Origin of the sequence: Erwinia plantamica (assembly GCF_043420595.1) — a bacterium.
Classification (GTDB): domain Bacteria; phylum Pseudomonadota; class Gammaproteobacteria; order Enterobacterales; family Enterobacteriaceae; genus Erwinia; species Erwinia aeris.
This window is the reverse complement of record NZ_JBGCUC010000023.1, coordinates 1-19,276: the sequence shown is the minus strand read 5'-3', so window position 1 is coordinate 19,276 and position 19,276 is coordinate 1. Positions and strand designations below refer to the sequence as shown.

At 55.8% G+C, this 19,276-nt stretch carries 13 protein-coding genes and 1 pseudogene; 9 read left to right on the top strand and 5 right to left on the bottom strand.

The window, feature by feature from the left end; translation table 11 throughout:
- Positions 1 to 19 precede the first annotated feature (19 nt).
- From AB3U87_RS19585 to AB3U87_RS19575, 3 genes are read right to left on the bottom strand one after another with little or no spacing between them, the layout of a single operon-like run.
- Entirely contained in the window at positions 20 to 1,648 is a 1,629-nt protein-coding gene (locus tag AB3U87_RS19585; RefSeq protein WP_301253007.1) for an MFS transporter, read from the bottom strand.
- Positions 1,635 to 2,060 (bottom strand): DoxX family protein, encoded by a 426-nt coding sequence (locus tag AB3U87_RS19580; RefSeq protein WP_369896913.1) that lies wholly within the window; start codon positions 2,058 to 2,060, stop codon positions 1,635 to 1,637. The genes AB3U87_RS19585 and AB3U87_RS19580 overlap by 14 nt, the downstream gene beginning before the upstream one ends.
- 2 nt (positions 2,061 to 2,062) lie before the next feature.
- On the bottom strand, positions 2,063 to 3,940 hold the full coding sequence (locus AB3U87_RS19575; RefSeq protein ID WP_253461389.1) for an amidohydrolase: 1,878 nt from the start codon (positions 3,938 to 3,940) through the stop codon (positions 2,063 to 2,065).
- A gap of 303 nt (positions 3,941 to 4,243) precedes the next feature.
- Here AB3U87_RS19575 and AB3U87_RS19570 point away from each other — a divergent pair, with 303 nt between their 5' ends.
- Genes AB3U87_RS19570 through AB3U87_RS19550 form a run of 5 tightly spaced genes read left to right on the top strand, consistent with a single transcriptional unit; the run spans position 4,244 to position 11,486 of the window.
- Positions 4,244 to 4,936: a hydrolase gene (locus AB3U87_RS19570; RefSeq protein WP_253461387.1), complete on the top strand. Its 693-nt coding sequence runs from the start codon at positions 4,244 to 4,246 to the stop codon at positions 4,934 to 4,936.
- Between the two features lie 54 nt (positions 4,937 to 4,990).
- A complete protein-coding gene (locus AB3U87_RS19565; RefSeq protein ID WP_253461385.1) occupies positions 4,991 to 5,242 on the top strand; it encodes a DUF1427 family protein in 252 nt (83 codons plus the stop codon).
- 1 nt (position 5,243) lies between these two features.
- Positions 5,244 to 5,489: a DUF1427 family protein gene (locus AB3U87_RS19560; protein WP_253461383.1), complete on the top strand. Its 246-nt coding sequence runs from the start codon at positions 5,244 to 5,246 to the stop codon at positions 5,487 to 5,489.
- Positions 5,490 to 5,541: 52 nt separating this feature from the next.
- Complete coding sequence (locus AB3U87_RS19555; RefSeq protein ID WP_253461381.1) at positions 5,542 to 5,928, top strand: response regulator; 387 nt, start codon at positions 5,542 to 5,544, stop codon at positions 5,926 to 5,928.
- On the top strand, positions 5,925 to 11,486 hold the full coding sequence (locus tag AB3U87_RS19550) for an ATP-binding sensor histidine kinase (protein WP_420883678.1): 5,562 nt from the start codon (positions 5,925 to 5,927) through the stop codon (positions 11,484 to 11,486). The genes AB3U87_RS19555 and AB3U87_RS19550 overlap by 4 nt, the downstream gene beginning before the upstream one ends.
- Positions 11,487 to 11,538: 52 nt before the next feature.
- On the opposite strand, the gene AB3U87_RS19545 is transcribed toward AB3U87_RS19550, so the two are convergent.
- Positions 11,539 to 12,153 (bottom strand): response regulator transcription factor, encoded by a 615-nt coding sequence (locus AB3U87_RS19545; protein ID WP_301253003.1) that lies wholly within the window; start codon positions 12,151 to 12,153, stop codon positions 11,539 to 11,541.
- 730 nt (positions 12,154 to 12,883) lie between these two features.
- Entirely contained in the window at positions 12,884 to 13,261 is a 378-nt protein-coding gene (locus AB3U87_RS19540; RefSeq protein ID WP_394150180.1) for a hypothetical protein, read from the bottom strand.
- Positions 13,262 to 13,615: 354 nt separating this feature from the next.
- Between AB3U87_RS19540 and AB3U87_RS19535 the strand changes: the two genes are divergently transcribed.
- The 4 genes and pseudogenes from AB3U87_RS19535 to AB3U87_RS19520 all read left to right on the top strand — a co-directional run bounded on the left by AB3U87_RS19535 (position 13,616) and on the right by AB3U87_RS19520 (position 19,124).
- The gene (locus AB3U87_RS19535) at positions 13,616 to 14,722 is read left to right on the top strand and encodes an efflux RND transporter periplasmic adaptor subunit (protein ID WP_394150178.1); all 1,107 of its coding nucleotides are present in this window, start codon (positions 13,616 to 13,618) and stop codon (positions 14,720 to 14,722) included.
- Positions 14,719 to 17,814, top strand: coding sequence for an efflux RND transporter permease subunit (locus tag AB3U87_RS19530; RefSeq protein WP_394150176.1), 3,096 nt, complete (start codon positions 14,719 to 14,721; stop codon positions 17,812 to 17,814). Before AB3U87_RS19535 ends, AB3U87_RS19530 begins: the two co-directional genes overlap by 4 nt.
- Positions 17,815 to 17,901: 87 nt before the next feature.
- Positions 17,902 to 18,014 (top strand): annotated as a pseudogene (locus AB3U87_RS19525) (hypothetical protein); the annotation flags it as partial.
- 645 nt (positions 18,015 to 18,659) lie between these two features.
- Positions 18,660 to 19,124 carry a recombinase family protein gene (locus AB3U87_RS19520; protein ID WP_301731043.1) on the top strand — a complete coding sequence of 155 codons (465 nt, stop codon included), beginning with the start codon at positions 18,660 to 18,662 and terminating at the stop codon, positions 19,122 to 19,124.
- The last annotated feature ends 152 nt before the right edge of the window (positions 19,125 to 19,276 follow it).

Here is a 19,276-nt window from a genome sequence, read left to right as displayed (position 1 = left end):
TTGAATGAAAAAGCAGCGGTTATTCAGGCGCAATCAGATACCGTACAACGGGCGTCTGTTCGGCCTGGTGAAATGCGTAAACACGGCTCTGAATTTTGCGATCGTTCATGGTGTAGCGCTCAAGCTGCCGCAGTTGCTCCATCCAGGATCCGACCACAAAGGTTTCAACGAAAATGCCGGGCTGGAAGATATCTTCATAAAGCGCCCAGTTTATGGCGCCGCCGCGACGGCGAACGCGCCTCATGTCCTGCATACAGACCGTAAACGCGTGCGCGTCTTCTGCGCGGATCTGATATTCGTAGCTCACCCTGACCGGCCCGCGATCGTGATGAATGTTCAGCGTCGGAACCGGCTCGCTGAGCTCGCTGACGTCCAGATTCAGATCCGGATCCTTATCCAGTCGCCAGCGCAGCACGGTAAGGCTGGCCAGCACCATCCCCAGCATTGCGGTGCACAGCGAAAGCGGAATGCCGTAGCGCGAAGCCAGCTGCCCCCAGACCGCGCTGCCCACGGTCATCGAGCCAAAGAACACGGTCAGATAAACAGCCAGCGCACGCGCTTTAACCCATCTTGCCGCACTGCGCTGCGCCCCCAGATTCAGGGTGGAGAGCACGGTGATCCAGGCAAAGCCGGTAAAGAACTCAAAGGCGTTGAGCAGCCAGAAATGGCGGATAAACGCCAGCGCCAGCAGGGTCATGGCAAACAGCAGGCTGGCCAGCACCATCAGCCGATCGGCGCTGAAATGCTTGCGCAGGCGAGGCAGCAGCACCGCCCCGCAGATGGCGCCTACGCCGATAAAGGCCAGCATAATGCCGTAGCCGCCGGGTCCCAGACCGAGTTCGCGACGGGCAACCAGCGGCAGCAAAGCCCAACCGGCGCTGCCAAACACAAAAAACGCCACGGTGCGGACCAGCACGTTACGCAGCACCGGCGCAGCATGCACGTAGCGCAGGCCCGCGCGCACCGCCGAAAAGAAATGCTCCGGCGGCAGGCGCTGCACGTTGGGGGATTCTTTCCAGCGGTAAAGCACCCAGGCGACGCCCAGCACGGAGAGGGCGTTGAGCAGGAACACCATCCACGGCCCCGCAAAAGACAGGATCAGCCCGCCGAGCGCCGGGCCGATGGCGCGGCTGATGTTAATACCCAGCGAGTTCAGCGCGATAGCCGGCCCCAGCTCCGCCTTTTTCACCAGATCCGGCACGATGGCCTGAAAAGGCGGCGAACTCATGGCGGCGCCCATGCTCATCAGGAAGGCGGCGATCAGCAGCACCAGTGGGGTGACGTGCCCTGTAAACGAAAGCACTGTCAGACCCGCTGCCGCGATGAATACCCAGAGCTGAGAAAACAGCAGGTATTTACGGCGATCGATAATGTCGGCCAGCACGCCGGAAGGCAGCGCGAACAGGAACATAGGCAGGCTGCTTGCCGCCTGAACCAGCGCCACGCTCAGCGGATCGGCGCTGAGCGTCAGCATAGTCCAGTTGACGCCCACATCGTTCATCCATGAGCCAATATTGGAGACAACCGTGGCGAGCCACAGCATGCGAAACACCGGCTGACGCAGCGGCTGCCAGGGGGACGCGATCGCCGGAGCGGGAGCGATCTCCTCGCTCCCGGTCACATCGTTAATATCGTTAACCTGCGCCATAACGTACCTCTCTTCGCGTACCGCCACCGAGCCGCCACCGTCCCGGGCCGGTTATGGCCAGCGTGGTGAAGATAATCAACAGCAGCCAGCCAAACTGACCTTCCACCATGCTCCAGTCAGGATGAACAAACACCATGGCGACCAGCAGCACGCCGATAACGGACAGGCAGGCTGGGAGTGTGAATACGCCGGCCAGGATAAATAGCGGGCAAATCACTTCGGCAAAAATAGCCGGCAGCAGGCTCATATAAGGACCGAGGCCAAAGGGATCCTCGATACGCGTCAGTTCTTCGCTGAAATGGAATACCTTTGGCAGGCCGTGTACATACAGCAACAGCAGGCAGCCGGTAAGGCGCAGGAAGAACAGCCCCGCATCGATGCGGGGCGGCTGAGAAAATAAAGGTTTCATCATTATCAGAACGCAAAGCAGCTGCAGCCGAGCGCCCCCCAGAAGGCGTTTTCCTCGGATACCGGCAGGTTAGCGCCACGGGCGATACCGTGCGAGTGGCTGTGCACGCCGCACGGGCCGCTGCACTGATGAGGCATCTGCTGCATTCCCACACGCGCTGTCGTGGCTGGCGGCGCGCTGCGATAGTGGCCCGGCACCTTTACCACCGGCGACCATTCGGGCAATACCGGTATCGACGGCGGCGCTTCGCTGCTGAAAGCGCCGGCAGCGTAAACGATTTTGCCATCGACTACGGTCAGTACCGACTCAATGCCCTTGATCTCTTCATCCGGCACGCTGAAGTAATCCTTGCTCAGTACCACCAGGTCGGCCAGCTGGCCGGCTTTGATCTGGCCTTTTTTATTCTGTTCGTTAGAAAACCAGGCGCTGCCCTGTGTCCACAACATTAACGCGGTGTCGCGATCCAGCCGGGCATTGACGTCATACATCTGCATCCCGCCCACGGTGCGGCCAGAGACCAGCCAGTAGAGCGCGGTCCAGGGGTTATAGCTGGCGACGCGCGTGGCGTCGGTGCCAAGACCGACCGGCACGCCGGTTTCCAGCATGCGCGCCACCGGCGGCGTATGCCGGGTAGCCTCGATGCCGTAACGTTCGGCAAAGTATTCTCCCTGGAACGCCATGCGATGCTGTACCGCGATACCGCCGCCCAGCTCCTTAATACGGTCAATATTGCGTTGGGTGACGGTTTCGGCATGGTCGAAGAACCAGTGCAGGCCATTAAACGGAATGTCGCGGTTGACCTTCTCGAAGACGTCCAGCATGCGGCCGATCGACTCGTCATAGGTGGCATGCAGGCGGAACGGCCAGCGGTGCTCCACCAGATGACGAACCACGCGCTCCAGCTCATCCTCCATGCCCGGCGCCAGATCCGGACGCGGCTCCAGGAAGTCTTCGAAGTCGGCCGCAGAGAAAACCAGCATTTCACCCGCGCCGTTGTGGCGGAAATAGTCGCTGCCCTGGCCCGGCGTAAGCATGTCCGTCCACTTTTCAAAATCCTCCAGCTCGTGTCCCGGACGCTGAGTGAAAAGGTTATAAGCGATGCGAATGGTCATCTGCTGCTTCTCATGCAGCTCGGCGATCACTGCATAATCTTCCGGATAGTTCTGGAAACCGCCGCCCGCATCGATAGCGCTGGTGAGGCCAAGCCGGTTCAGCTCACGCATAAACTGGCGGGTTGAGTTTACCTGCTGCTCTAAAGGCAGCTTTGGCCCTTTTGCCAGCGTGGCGTAAAGGATCATGGCGTTAGGGCGGGCGATCAGCATCCCTGTCGGGTTACCGTTGCTGTCGCGTTGGATCTCACCGCCCGGCGGGTTCGGCGTCTCTTTGGTATAGCCCACGACTTTTAGCGCGGCGCGGTTGAGCAGCGCGCGGTCATACAGGTGCAGAACGAATACCGGCGTATCGGGCGCCGCTTCGTTAATTTCATCCAGCGTTGGCATGCGGCGCTCGGCAAACTGGAACTCGGTCCAGCCGCCTATTACGCGTACCCACTGAGGCGACGGCGTGCGCAGCGCCTGCTCTTTAAGCATACGAAGCGCGTCAAAAACGGAAGGCACGCCTTCCCAACGCAGCTCAAGGTTGTAGTTCAGGCCGCCGCGGATCAGGTGCAGATGCGAGTCGTTCAGGCCCGGCACGGCAACGTGGCCCTTCAGGTCGATGACTTTGGTGCCTTCGCAGTGATGCTGCATGACTTCCGCCAGGCTGCCTGCTTCCAGAAACTTACCGTCGCGGATGGCCACGGCATCGGCAACAGGATTTTCGCGATCGACGGTGTGAAATCGGCCGTTAGTGAGAATGACGTCGGCTTTACCAAGGGTAACCATAAAAGCTCCTGAATGAGAGTGCCGAAGCGGCGGTAACCACTGCGGACAGAGAATTTTCCTGCCGTAAAGCAGGCTGGTGGGATGGCTGGATTATGTTCAGGAGGCCAGGAGAGCGTCTAGTTATACAAAGGGATAAGTATACGTTCGTATAGTTATACCTATAGATAATAGTTTGAAAATAAAAAGGTTCTTACACTGCGAGCAGACAGTTACCCGGCGTAACGACGGCATTTGATAACGTTTTCAGGGCCGTTGATTAACCGCCGTATTTCCTTCGGAACACTCACCTCAATGGGCCAAAACATGACTAACCGTAAACTTGAAGTACTGACGCCGCAGAACTGCCAGATTATCTTTATCGACCAGCAGCCCCAGATGGCCTTTGGCGTCCAGTCGATCGATCGTCAGGTGCTGAAAAACAACGTCGTTGCGCTGGCTAAAGCGGCCAAAGTTTTCAACATTCCGACCGTACTGACCACCGTTGAGACCGAAAGCTTCTCCGGCCATACCTTCCCGGAACTGCTGGACGCGCTGCCGGGCCAGGACATTCTTGAGCGCACCTCAATGAACTCATGGGATGACCAGAAAGTTCGTGATGCGCTGGCGGCCAACGGCAAGCAGAAGATTGTGGTTTCCGGCCTGTGGACCGAAGTCTGTAACAACACTTTTGCGCTGTGCGCCATGCTGGAAGGCGATTACGAAATTTATATGGTGGCTGATGCCTCCGGCGGCACCACTAAAGAAGCGCACGACTATGCGATGCAGCGCATGATCCAGGCTGGCGTGATCCCGGTGACCTGGCAGCAGGTGATGCTGGAGTGGCAGCGTGACTGGGCGCACAAAGACACTTACAACGCCGTTATGGACATTGCCAAAGAGCATTCAGGCGCTTACGGCATCGGCGTCGACTACGCCTACACCATGGTGCACAAAGCGCCTTCTCGTCAGAAGAGCGAGCACCGTACCCTGGCGCCAGTACACGCACCGGTACGTTAATCGATCCGGCTGGCCCCTTACCGGGCTGGCCGGCTATCCTGGAAAGGAGGATCTGTGAGTCCTTTAATCATTTCTCTGGGCGCGGGCGCGCTGATCGGGCTGGTTTATTCGCTGCTCAAAGTCCGCTCTCCTGCTCCGCCTGCCGTGGCGCTTGTCGGGTTGTTGGGCATGGTCATCGGCAGCACGCTGGGCGGAAAGCTGCTGAACAATGTACCAATAGCCCGGGCACCCTCTGGCTTACACATCCAGGCCGTCACCGAGAAAAGCCCGGTATCGCCATCCCTTATCGCAAAACAGGCAGGCTGATATGTTAAAGACCTATTCTGTTTCGCTGGCGGTCGGCGTTCTGGCAGGCGTTATTTACGCCGTTCTGGACGTGAGCTCTCCGGCGCCGCCGTTCGTTGCGCTGGCAGGCCTGGCAGGCATGCAGATCGGCGAACATATTATCCCGTTGATAAAACGTCTGCTTAGCCGTCAGCCCGTTAACCTGCGCTGGTTTCGCCATGAGTATCACCATAAAATTGGCGACAACCCACCGTCTTCGGGCGACTAAACCTTCCAGGGAAGCGCCTCACCAAGGCCTTAGCTTTATAAAGGAACATAGCATGCAGCTGCCGCAGCGCATCGTCGTCGTCGATGATGAACGTTCTGTCCGCAATGGCCTGACCAACCTGCTTCAGTCTGAAGGTTATCTTACCGATGCCTTCGAGTCGGCAGAATCTCTTCTTGGCGATGAAGCAGCGATGGCGACTGCCGCGCTTTTTATTATCGATGTGCAACTGCAGGGCATGGATGGTTTTGAGCTTTTTATCAATCTTACCCGGCGGCTGGAAAAGCCGCCGGGTATTATCATTTCCGGCAGCGGCGATGAAAACATGCTGCGGTATGCGGTTCATCTGGGCGCCATCGCGTTTTTGCCAAAGCCCATCGAAATTGATACGTTGTTTGAACACATCCGTCAGGAGTTCTCCTCAAAGGCTGCCCCTCAATGAGTATGGATCCGCAGGAGTTGAATGCCGCAGAAAGCGATGAAATGATGCTGTCAGAGGATATTGCTTTTAGCCAGCTGGCGCAGGAGGGCAATATCGACTGGCTTTTGTGCCGACACGCCACCACCGGCGAAACCTTTGTGCTGGCCACGGCAGCCAGTGAAGAGGCGGTTTTCCACGTCACACAGCTGCTTAAAAACGAGTATGCCCTTCGCGCCAGCCTGGCGGAAAGCTGGGCTTTGAAGCCCCAGCGGCATACCCTTTTTAAGGGCCGCTATGCGTTGATCTACAGGACGTTTAATTATCGTACCCTGGCGGATATGCTGTGTATGCCGCCCGGCGGCATTCCCGACTTTCTTGGCCGCGCCGCAATGCTCTGCCATACGCTGGGCAGCATGCATCAGCAGGGGCTGGTGCACGGCGACATCAAGCCGGCAAACTTTTTTTATAACGATAACGGAACCGTTTATCTTGGCGGGTTTGGGCTGTCATTCATCGACAACGATCTACTTCAGCATCCTCGTCTGCCGGTGGCAGGTGGAACGCTGGCGTACATGTCCCCGGAACACACTTCCCGCTCTGCCCATCCCGTCAGTCGGGTAAGCGACCTGTACAGTCTGGGGATCGTGCTTTATGAGTTGCTGACCGGCAGGCTGCCCTACGGCAGCGCTGAAGGCAGGCACGCCGAATGGGTGCATCACCATATTGCCTCGGAAGCGTTACCGCCCCACCTTATTCGTCCTGACGTCCCGCTTATTCTGTCATCAATTATTCTCAGGCTGCTGGCCAAATCGCCGGAATACCGTTATCAGACGGCTGAGGGCGTCCTCGCCGATCTCGGCCGGTGTGCGGCCACGCTGATGCCGGGCGGCATGATTGCATCTTTTACGCTCGGGCTACAGGATTCACAGCCGGCGGACTATTCACCCGATAGCCTGTGTACAGATCATCCGCAGGCAACCGATATTCTGGCGGCTTTTGATGAGGTCAGCAGCAGCGGCAAGCACAGTCTGGTGGCGATAAGCGGGGTGCCCGGCGCAGGGAAATCGTCGCTAATCGGATCTGCGCTGAAATTACTACGCCATAAGAAAGCGCTGCTTACCGTCGTGAAGGCAGACCAGCATTCGCCTGTCCTGCCTTATGCCGTTTTTACTGCCGCATTCAGGACGCTGACTCTCCATGTGCTGGGCCTTCCCACCCAGGAAATGACGCGCTGGAAAACCCACATTACGCGCCTGCTGGGAGAATATGCCGGCCTGGCTGTTAACCTGGTTCCCGAGCTGGGCATCCTTCTCAACCAGAAAGCCGCCGTTCAGATGCACTCGCATCCCCTTGATGCAAAAGATCGCTTCAATCTTGTAGCCTGCAGCCTGGTCAAGGCGTTTACGGCTTCCGGGCGGCCGCTGGTCATGCTTATCGACGATGTGCACTGGGCCGATCGGGCTACGCTGCTCCTGTTACAGAATCTGCTGAGCTTAAGCGAAGATATTCCCCTGCTGCTGGTGATTACCTATCGTGACAGCGTCTCGCTGCCCTGTCCTACCATCGCCGGCAACCTGAATCGTATACGGGCCTGTGCGGTCCGCATTACCGATATCACGCCGGAACCGCTTTCCGAAAAAAACATCGCCGACTGGCTTGCGGGACTTTTTCATACCCGCAGCTCGGCAACAAGCGAACTGGCCCGGGTGATCCACGAAAAAACGGCCGGTAATCCGCTCGCTACCCGAGAATTTTTTCGTCAGGCCGTTCGGGACGGGCTGATTACCCATCATGCGCCATTAAAATGGAGCTGCGATCCGCAGGCCCTCAGAAACTGCCACTATACGGCGAACGTTGCAGCCAGCGTATTGCGGCATCTGACCTCGTTGCCGCTGCCGACCCGGCATCTTCTGGGCAGGCTGGCGTCGCTGGGCAGCGCTGGCGGGCTGGACGTGTTGAGCAGGATTATCACTGTTCCCGTTTCGGAAATAGAACGAACGCTTCTGCCGGCCGTCACGGCCCGGCTGATAACGCTGAATGAGGCGGGATATGCCTTTATGCATGACACCATGCACGAGGCGGCGCTTAATCTTCTGAACGATGAAGATAAAGACAGCTTCCATTGCGCTGCTGCGCTTTATTACATTCACGAATCCAGCCTTGATGTTACCAACGCTTTGCTTTTCCGGGCGGCGCATCATCTGCTTGCTGTCAAAACGCTTTCTCTTCTTACGCCAGATGCAGCGCGGTTCTGTCAGCTGCTACTTAAAGCCGGCAGGCGCGCCAAAACCATGGGCGACTATATTTCAGCGCTGCGTTACCTGCAAACCGCTCGTTTGCTTAACCAGGGCGCGGGTAAGGCAGAAAGCGGCGAATTTTTGCTTGAAGAAGCGGAGTGTGAGTTCCTGAACGGCAATCTGCCCGCCGCGCTGAAATTAAGCGCGGCGATCCACGCTTCGCCTGGTGAAGTCGCGGACAAAGCGGAGGCCGCCTGCCTGATTGCCGAAATTCATATGCGCCAGTCGGACAGCAAGCTTGCGCTGGAAACGGCGCTCGCCTGGCTTGCGGTGTTTGGCATCCAGCTGAACCGCAACCCGGCTCAGGAAGAGTGTGATGAAGCAAGGATCGTCCTGAAGGAGGACGTAGGGAAAAATCCCTATACCCGTTTCCGTTCTCTGCCGCTGGTTACCTGCAAAAACACGGAAGCCGTGATGGATCTGCTGGCCAGCGCCAGCACCTTTGCCGCCTTCATTAATCCGCGGCTGCATTTTATAATCCTGTGCAGGCTGCTGCATTTGTCGATGGCGCACGGCCTGAGCGGAGCTTCGACGCTGGCCCTCTCCTGGTACGGAGTGGTGTGTGGCGATCGCTATGATGAATACAGTCGTGGCTTTGCCAGCACGCTTCTGGCGCGGGAGCTGGTCTATAAGCATGACTTCGTCAGTTTTAAAGCCCGTACGCTGCTGCCGCTGGATCAGGTCAGCGTCTGGACGATGCCGCTGACCTATGCCATTGAACGGGCAAAAGCCGCTTTCGACGTTGGGGTGGAAACGGGCGATCGCACATCTGCCTGCCTGGCGTTGCGCCATCTCATCATGAACTATCTTGCCCGCGGCGACCATCTTGACGGGGTGCATACGTCAATTACGCGCGGACTGCTGTTTGTCAGAAAGGCGCAGTATAAAGACGTTGAAGTGATCCTCGGGATGCAGCTGGACTACGTTCTTTTTCTGCGTAAGCCCAGGGACGGCCTCTTCACCGGTAATCATTTCGTCACGCCGGTGCTGGCGGTGGTTAAACCTGAAAATGCCGTTGAACCCATGTATCTGATGCAGTTCTGGTTGCGTCTTTATAAAGCGATGGCGCATTTTTTTGCGAACGAATACGCCGACGCACAACGGTGGTTTAAAGAGGCCGCGCCGTTTACCGCGCTGATCCCGGGGCATGTGCATATGCTCGATTTTCATCTTTACAGCGCGCTTTCGGTCACGATACCGCTCAGCTCCGGCTCTATGACCGACGCGTTACGGCTACAGTTAGGGAAGCACCTCGACAGGATCGTGACATGGTCAAATGAAAACGCGAAAACGTTTTCAGACAAGGAGGCGCTGCTGCGCGCGGAGCTGCTTCGCCTTGAAGGTGAAACGGCGCGGGCATCGGAGCAGTTTGAACGAGCTATCACGCTGTCCCATGAGGAGCAATTTCATCATATCAACGGCCTTGCCTGCGAACTGGCCGCGCGTATGGCGTATGCCCGGGAGATGGCGTTTGCCGGTGATGCCTATATTAAAGGCGCCATGGCGGCCTGGGAGCATTGGGGAGCAGGCGCCAAAGTTCGCCAGCTGGAAGCGCAGTATCCGGCCCTCGCCAGCCACACGTCCCGGACTGCGCTGAGCACCGTATCTTTTGAGCAGAGTGCGGTCACAAGCGATTTGCAGAGCATGGTGACCGTAATGCGGGCCCTCACAGAAGAAATCAATCTGGATCGGCTTATCCATATCCTGATGATGATGCTGGTGGAGCGTGCCGGGGCGCAGCATTGCATGCTGATCCGCCTGATTGACGGCAATGTGCCCGAGATTCAGGCAAGAGCCTCCACGACCACGGAAGGGGTTAAGGTTAAAATCGTGCGGGAGCTGCCCGTAGCAACCGACCTTCCGCTTTCGGTGCTTTCTGCCGTGATCCGTACCGGCCAGGAAATCCGTACCGGTAAGCCAGAAGTGTTCAGCCCGTTCAGCCAGGATAACTATCTGGTGGCGTCCGGCGCGGCGGTCATGTGCGTACCGATGTTCAGACAGGCGCAGATGGTAGGCGTGCTTTATCTGGAAAATCGGTTAATGCCCGACGTGTTCACCGCCGATCACTCAAGGATCGTTGCCATGCTCGGGGCACAGGCTGCGGTATCGCTGGAAACGGCCCGTCTGTACGCTGAACTGGTCGATGAAAACATTCAGCGCCGCAAAATTGAAAAGCAGCTTCGCGCCAGCCAGACCTCGCTGATGCTCGGGGAAAAAATCAGCCATACCGGCACCTGGCACTGGCATCTGGAGCCCGATATCCAGTACATCTCTGATGAATATAAACGCATCATGGGGCTGCCTGCGGAGCAGGTCGCGACCTCCATGGCCGAGTTCCAGCGGCGCGTACATCCGGATGATATTGCCTGCCTCAGAGAGCTGATCGAAACCAGCGTGCGTGAGGGCGTTACCATGCAGGCAGAGTTTCGGATTGTCCGCGATGATGGGGAGTGCCGTTACATTAAAGGGATCGGCGAGCCGAATGAAAACTGGCCGGAAGTAGCGGAGTATTTCGGCACGCTTACGGATATTACCGCACAGCGCCAGTCAGAGGATGCGGTCAGGATCGCTCAGGCGGAACTGGCGCGCGTCGCACGCGCAACCGCCGTTGGGCAACTAACCTCTTCTATCGCACATGAAATCAACCAGCCGCTGATGTCTATCGTGGCCAACGCCGGTGCCAGCCAGCGGTGGCTTAAACGCGACCCCGCTAATCTGGAAAACGCCAGCAAAAGCCTTGATGAAATCATCCGTGAAGGCCGCAGGGCCGGTGATATTATTCACGGTCTTCAGGCGCTCACACGTAATCAGGTTGCAAAGTTTGCGCCAGCAAAAATGCATCGCCTTACGCGAGACATTATTGTTCTCTCCCGGCTCGAGCTTGAACGCCGTTTCGTCTCCCTGGAGCTGGATCTGACTGCCAGAAATGACGAGGTTTTTTGCGAGAGCGTACAAATTCAGCAGGTATTGCTTAACCTGGTTATCAACGCTATTGAAGCGATGGCCAATAATGCCGGCGCGCGTACTTTACGGATCGCCTCTTCCCATCCCGCCAGCGATCTTATCCGTATTGAGGTTGCCGATAACGGAATCGGCCTGTCTGAAGAAGTAACAGGAAAGATTTTCGATTCTTTTTACACCACGAAAGCGGAAGGAATGGGAATGGGGCTGACTATCAGCAAAGAGATAATTAAACGCCACGGAGGAGAACTACGGGCGGAAAACCGCCTGGATGGCGGGTGTCTGTTCTGGTTTACCCTGCCGGTTGAGGGGGTTGTGTAAGCCTCAATATTCTCCCGCCCCGTGCGGGAGCGTCTTAAGAGGGCCGGGATGACTACATCTCCTGCAGCAGCCCCAGCTTTTCCGCCGTTCTGACAAGTTCTGAGACCGACCGGACTTTCATTTTCTCCATTACCCTGCGCTTATGCACTTTTGCCGTTATTTCACTGATGCCCATTTCCGCGGCAATCTGTTTATTCAGCAGCCCCAGAAGAACAAACTGCATCAGCTCTTTTTCACGGGGAGTAAGCGAAGCGTATCGACCGGTAATTTCCAGCTTTTCCTGGGAGATAACCGCGCTTTTTTCAGACAGCGCAAGCGCGTCAGCAACCACCCGCAGTAAATCGTCCGGCATAACGGGCTTGGTCAGGAATTCAAACGCGCCGGCCTTCATTGCCCTGACCGTGAGCGGAATAGTGCCGTAGCCGGTCAGGAAAATGGTGGGGATAACGTGGCCGCGAGCGTTAAGGTGCACGGAAACATCAAAACCGTCAAATCCGGGCATATTCAAATCCACTATCAGACAACAAGGCGTAGGATAATCTCTCTGCTCAAGGAAATCTGACGGGCGGGTAAAGGCCGAGATCAGATAGCCTTCCGACCTGAGAAGATTTTGCAGCGAGCTAATGACGGATTCATCGTCGTCGACAAGATAAATTGTTTTATCCATAAAGATCCATTTTGATTCTTACGAATTCTGTTTTTGCAGGCAATGCAACATAACATGAAATGATGAACCGTAGAATCAGCCTTACTTATAGTTCGTTTCGATTCAGGTTTTTCCTTATTGCCTGTCGTTACGCGGTGCATAAATGTAGCCGTAAAGTACATTGCTGTAGGGTTTACAGGCATTAGTGCTTAATTCACTGTCACAGGCGGAAACGCTATTCGCTATAAGATGCGGTACGGCTGGTCGTCGCAATGGTGATGGGCAATCCTGAAAAAAGCCTGCCAGAGTAGCGTAATGAGATAATCCCGGTATGGCCTTGTCGGGCCTGACTACTGGTGCAACTGTCTCCAGCAGCGGAACGGGAACCATCGCGGAAAGCGAACATGATGCCCATTTGCCATCTTTCCGGAATAGCAGAAATATTTAATGGCACAATACCAGAAAAAAACAGGCCAGCCGTAAGATACGCTGGCGTAATTTAACCCCGGTCTGACTGAACAGCAGGAACGGAAAATAACCATGAATTCTACAAATCGCTGATGGTATTTCCGTCCTGCTGGTACGTTCGAGGCCTGTTTAAAATCCTGTATCGTCACAAGTAGTTTTATTTTTAATGCCTTTTTCGCACCTGGTTTTGATATTAAAGGCGTAAAGAATTACCTCTGCCACCTCTTTTTGTTCATTGCGTAAATTTTAACCGGAAGATAAAGCCCCGGATCCCGGGTAATAATTAAAAGGGCTCATGCGTTTTGCTGTCTTCTGCAATGCTGAAATCATGCTTCCAGAACTCATGGCTGCCGGCCAGGGCCTGAACCGTTTCATCTCTTTTAGCCGATGGCTCAGAAGCCCCGACGAGAAAATCCGTGAAGGGTTTTATATCGTCATTAAACGTCTTAATTGTGATCCCGCCAGTCCTGCAAAGAAGTTTATTCTCTGCCTGGCTTTCGGGATAAGTAGCGGCTTTCTGATTAAGGGGATCAGAGGCGTTATGCCAGGGTATCAGAGCCTGCATCTGCGCAAGAATTACCAGTCCCTCCGGTTTGAAATGCCAGAACAATAAAATTTTTCGCCAGCTCACCCAGGCTGGCAGGATCCTTATAGTCTGCATATTCCACGTAATCCTTAATCCGTTGAGTAGCAATCGGTGGGTAATATCTTCTGTCAGGCGCCCGTATTGCAAACACTGAGCACGTCTGCGGCCACTGAATGAGCGCATCATGGCTAACGGGCGGCAGGCGGGAGATTTTTAACGAATAACGCTGCCGGACGAGGCTGCACATGCAATATATCCGGTCATGCGGCCTTATATCTGTCCGGTTCAGCCGGAAAAGACGCCGGCTGCTGCTGCGCTCCCGCCATCACTGATACTGAGAAGCCTGCCCCCTGATTTTGTGACTATTGACATTAATAGTCACTAGTCTGAGAATGCTGTCACCGTCCTGTTAAATCAAAAAGGGAACCCATGCACAGGCTTAAACCTGCCACCTTTGCCGTATGCCTGTTGCCGCTTGCCCTTGTGGCCTGCGGCGAGCCTTCCGACGCCAGCGATCCACGTACTCAGCCCCCTTTGGTCAGAGCCGCAACCGTAGTGAGTGCTGTCGATACCTCCCGCGCATTTACCGGCGTTGTTGTCGCACGCGTTCAAAGCGACCTTGGTTTCAGAGTTCAGGGAAAGATCCTTGAACGCCTGGTTGATACCGGCCAGGCCGTTAAGCGTGGCCAGCCCTTGATGCGTCTGGATCCCGTTGACCTGCGTCTGCAGGCACAGGCTCAGCTTCAGACCGTCGCGGCTGCACAGGCTCGTGCCAGACAGGCGGCTGATGATGAGGCGCGTTATCGTGGCCTGGTCGCTACAGGCGCCGTATCGGCATCGGCCTACGACCAGATAAAAGCCGCAGCGGATACGGCAAAAGCTGAGCTCAGTGCGGCTCAGGCACAGGCCAGAGTGGCACAAAACGCAACGGGTTATGCCGTGCTGCTGGCCGACGCCGATGGCGTGGTCATGGATACGCTGGCCGAGCCGGGCCAGGTCGTCAGTGCAGGGCAGCCTGTGGTCAGGCTGGCCAGAGCAGGCCAGCGCGAAGCGGTTGTGCAGCTGCCCGAGACGTTACGCCCGGCTCCCGGAAGCGAGGCTAATGCAACGTTATACGCTGGAGGAAAACAGTCGTCTCCTGCGAAGCTGCGCCAGCTCTCCGATGCGGCCGATCCCGTGACGCGCACCTTTGAGGCTAGATATGTGCTGGAAGGGATGCTGGCAGGCGCACCGCTGGGTTCTACCGTTACGCTCCATATTGCAGAAGATAAAGCAGCCCGGCAGGTGATGCAGGTACCTTTAGCGGCAATCTATGATCTAGGAAAAGGGCCGGGTGTCTGGAGTATTTCAGGTAAGCCCGCCAAAGTGTCATGGCGGTCCGTTCAGGTGCTGGGTTTGGCTGACGATGCTGCAAAGATAACGGGTAGCCTCAGGCCAGGCGAGCAGGTGGTTGCTTTGGGTGCGCATTTGCTGCATGACGGTGAGGCCGTCCGCATGGAACAAAGCGACACCCGCGTCGCCGGGAGCCAGCTATGAGCGAGGGGAGATTCAATCTTTCAGCGCTTGCGGTTCGTGAGCGCTCAATCACCCTGTTCCTGATCATCCTGATTACGGTCGCGGGCGTTCTTTCATTTTTCGAACTGGGACGGGCTGAAGATCCCCCTTTTACCGTCAAGCAGATGACGATTATCTCTGCCTGGCCGGGCGCTACCGCACAGGAAATGCAGGATCAGGTGGCCGAACCGCTTGAAAAACGCATGCAGGAGCTCAGGTGGTATGATCGGAGTGAAACCTACACGCGTCCCGGACTGGCTTTTACCCTGCTGTCGCTGCAGGACAGTACGCCGCCTTCACAAGTGCAGGAAGAATTCTATCAGGCGCGTAAAAAGCTGGGTGATGAGACCAAAAACCTGCCGGCTGGTGTTATCGGGCCGATGGTTAATGATGAATTTTCCGATGTGACCTTTGCGCTCTTTGCGCTGAAAGCAAAAGGGGAACCACAGCGACTGCTGGTCCGCGATGCGGAATCGTTGCGCCAGCGCCTTCTGCATGTCCCAGGGGTCAAGAAAGTCAATATTATCGGGGAGCAGGCGGAACGTATCTTTGTCTCGTTCTCCCACGACCGGCTGGCCACGCTGGGTATTTCTCCTCAGGATATTTTCTCCGCCCTCAACAGCCAGAACGTACTGACACCCGCCGGTTCAATTGATACCCAGGGACCGCAGGTCTTTATCCGCCTTGATGGCGCTTTCGATAAACTGGAAAAAATTCGGGAAACACCCATCGTTGCGCAGGGCAGAACCCTGAAACTTTCTGACGTCGCAACCGTTGAGCGTGGCTATGAAGATCCGGCGACTTTCCTGATCCGTAATCAGGGTGAACCGGCATTGCTGCTGGGCATCATCATGCGGGACGGCTGGAACGGCCTGGATTTGGGGAGCGCGCTGGATGCTGAAACGGCCAAAATCAATGAGGGTATGCCGCTCGGCATGACCTTGACCAAGGTCACCGATCAGTCAGTCAACATCAGCTCCGCTGTTGATGAGTTCATGATCAAATTTTATGTCGCGCTGCTGGTGGTCATGGTGGTGTGCTTCGTCAGTATGGGATGGCGCGTGGGCATTGTGGTCGCGGCCGCCGTGCCGTTAACGCTGGCTATTGTCTTCATGGTGATGGAGGCTTCCGGCAAAAACTTTGACCGTATCACCCTGGGGTCGCTGATCCTTGCGCTCGGGTTGCTGGTTGATGATGCCATCATCGCCATTGAAATGATGGTGGTGAAAATGGAAGAGGGCTACGACCGGATCAAAGCCTCGGCCTATGCCTGGAGCCACACAGCCGCCCCGATGCTCGCCGGCACGCTGGTTACCGCCGTTGGTTTTATGCCTAACGGTTTTGCACAGTCCACAGCAGGTGAATACACCAGCAATATGTTCTGGATTGTAGGTATCGCCCTTATTGCTTCCTGGGTTGTGGCGGTGGTGTTTACGCCTTATCTGGGCGTGAAGATGCTGCCGCAAATCAAAACGGTAGAGGGAGGGCATACGGCCCTCTACAACACCCGTCATTACAACCGCTTTCGACGGGTGCTGACCCGCGTTATCGCGCAAAAATGGCTGGTGGCCGGCACCGTTATTGCCCTCTTTGCCGTTGCTGTTCTCGGGATGGGGCTGGTGAAAAAACAGTTTTTCCCCACTTCCGATCGCCCGGAGGTGCTGATTGAGGTTCAGATGCCTTATGGCACCTCTGTTGAGGAGACCAGCGCCACCACGGCGAAAATTGAAGCCTGGCTGAGAAAGCAGAAAGAGACAAAAATCGTCACCTCCTACATCGGGCAGGGGCCGCCGCGGTTTTATCTGGCCATGGCGCCCGAGCTTCCCGATCCGTCGTTTGCGAAAATTGTCGTGCTGACGGACAGCCAGGATGCACGTGAGGCGCTTAAGTTCCGCCTGCGCGAAGCGGCAGCCGGCGGTCTGGCGCCTGAGGCGCGCGTACGCGTGACGCAACTGGTGTTCGGTCCGTATTCACCTTATCCGGTGGCCTACCGGGTTATGGGGCCGGATCCCGCCACCCTGCGTGAAATTGCAGATAAGGTAGAGAAGGTGATGCAGGCCAGCCCGATGATGAGAACCGTCAACACCGACTGGGGGCCACGGGTACCGACGCTGCATTTCACGCTTAATCAGGACCGCCTTCAGGCGGTAGGGCTGACAACAAACGCGGTTGCGCAGCAGCTTCAGTTTCTGCTTTCAGGGGTTCCGATCACCTCTGTGCGGGAGGATATCCGTTCGGTGCAGGTGATGGGACGGGCTGCAGGTGATATCCGGCTCGATCCGGCAAAAATAGCGGGCTTTACCTTAGTGGGGGCTTCCGGCCAGCGCATTCCGCTCTCTCAGGCAGGCGAGGTTGAGGTACGAATGGAAGATCCTGTTCTGCGCCGTCGCGATCGTACTCCGACCATTACCGTAAGGGGAGATATCGCCGACAACCTGCAGCCGCCGGATGTTTCTACGGCAATGATGAAAGCGTTGCGGCCGGTCATCGATAAGCTTCCGGCCGGATACCGCATTGAGCAGGCGGGATCGATTGAAGAATCCGGTAAAGCGACGAAAGCGATGGCGCCGCTGTTCCCGATTATGATCGCCATGACGCTGCTAATCATCATTTTGCAGGTGCGGTCGATGTCAGCGATGGTGATGGTCTTTCTTACCGCGCCGCTGGGACTGGTCGGCGTAGTGCCCACGCTGCTGCTCTTTAACCAGCCGTTTGGCATTAATGCACTGGTTGGACTGATTGCCCTGTCGGGCATCCTGATGCGTAACACCCTGATCCTGACAGGACAGATCCACCATAATGAGCAGGAAGGGCTGGCACCTTTTGATGCGGTGGTGGAGGCAACGGTACAGCGCGCCCGCCCGGTGTTACTGACGGCAATGGCTGCCATTCTGGCATTTATTCCGCTGACGCATTCCGTGTTCTGGGGAACGCTGGCCTATACGCTGATTGGCGGTACGTTGGGCGGCACCATCATCACGCTGGTGTTCCTGCCCGCTATGTACGCAATCTGGTTCAACATTCGTCCTGATAAACCGACCTCTGCTGACGAAGAAGCCTTGAAGCGACCATAGCGCTTAATCAGGCGTGATCTCTGAAGAAGGGATCACGCCCTTTACTATATCGAATTGAGTGAGGAGGTTTAACCTGTGGCGCCTGAAATTCAAAAGCGCATTGTCGTGACCGGCAGCGGCGTTGTCAGTCCTCCCGGATGCGGTACTTATAAGGTCTGGTATAGGCTTCTGAGGAGCGCTCGGGTATAACAAGCCTTTCGATACCAATCCATTGATGTCGCCTGAAAGCGTCAGGAGATTTTAAATGCCGTTTTGTCGGTGAGTAGTACCGTAGCCCGGCAAAGGCGGCTACGGTTTGACATATTTCACCAACCCTCCTCGCTGCAAAGTCAGAGCTGCCAGTACCGGTGAAGAACCCCTTGTGCGCCATCGGGGTGATCATGGCAAGGCCTCTATCTCCGCGTTAGTGCTGTGAGGCACTTACGGGCGTGTACACGAAATCTGAAGCAATACCCCAAGGGCCCGCCTGGAAAAGGGAAAATTAACCATACCAAGACTACCTTGTAACCTGTCTGCTCTTACCTGTACCTTGAATCGCAGCGCTACTGTGTTTCTGTATCCCAAACTGAACGTTGCGTACAGTATATAGTCACCGCGTAGCAAAATAAGAGAAGCCATTAACGGATAGTGTGATCACTACGTACATTCCTTACGGTTAAGGGTTCGCGCTCAATGAAATAAAATCACCCGTTAGGCTTATGAAACTTAAAGCAGGATATTTCCGTTTTCCAGGCGATCCTTTACTGGGCTATGCCAGGGTATTAACCAGTCACGGGATGTTAACTCTCCAGGTGGCTGAACCGAAAACTGCCGGTATGCAAAAGAATTAGATTTTTAATGACATAATGACCGGGGTCACTGACGAACGGGAAGGACTGAAGCGGTGCCTGGCCGGGCTGAACAAGCCGACATCATCATTTGTACTAAAAACACACAGCCTCGTGCGCATTAAAGCTGAGGTGATTCATATCGTTGACACCTGCTATAAAAAGAGGAGTGCCATCCGTTTTCTGGAAAATGGTCTCAGTACGGAAGGCACGATGGGCAAAATGATCATTCAGATCCTTGCAGCTGTGGCGGAGGCTGAGCGTAAGCGCTTTCTGAAACGAACCAATGACGGGCGGGGTGCTGCGATGGCCTCTGGTTTTCGGTTCGGCAGAAAGCCTCATCCGACGACAGCTTCGGCTCTGATTCCTCAGAGAGTTTCATTTAAGGTAGTTTCGGAGAAAACAGACATATCGAGACCGACATATTCCCGGCTTAAACGACGGTTTACAGCCAAAAATAAAAGGTTATCATCGGCTATGTAATAAAAAGGGAGAACATAAATGGATGCTGCATTACTTGATATGATGCGCTCAGGAAGGAATAAAAACTGGGCAGAAACTGAATCGCCACGGGTTTAACAGACACCTCAGAGTCATTTAAGATGGCTGAAAGAGAGGTGCCCATGAGCGGTAAG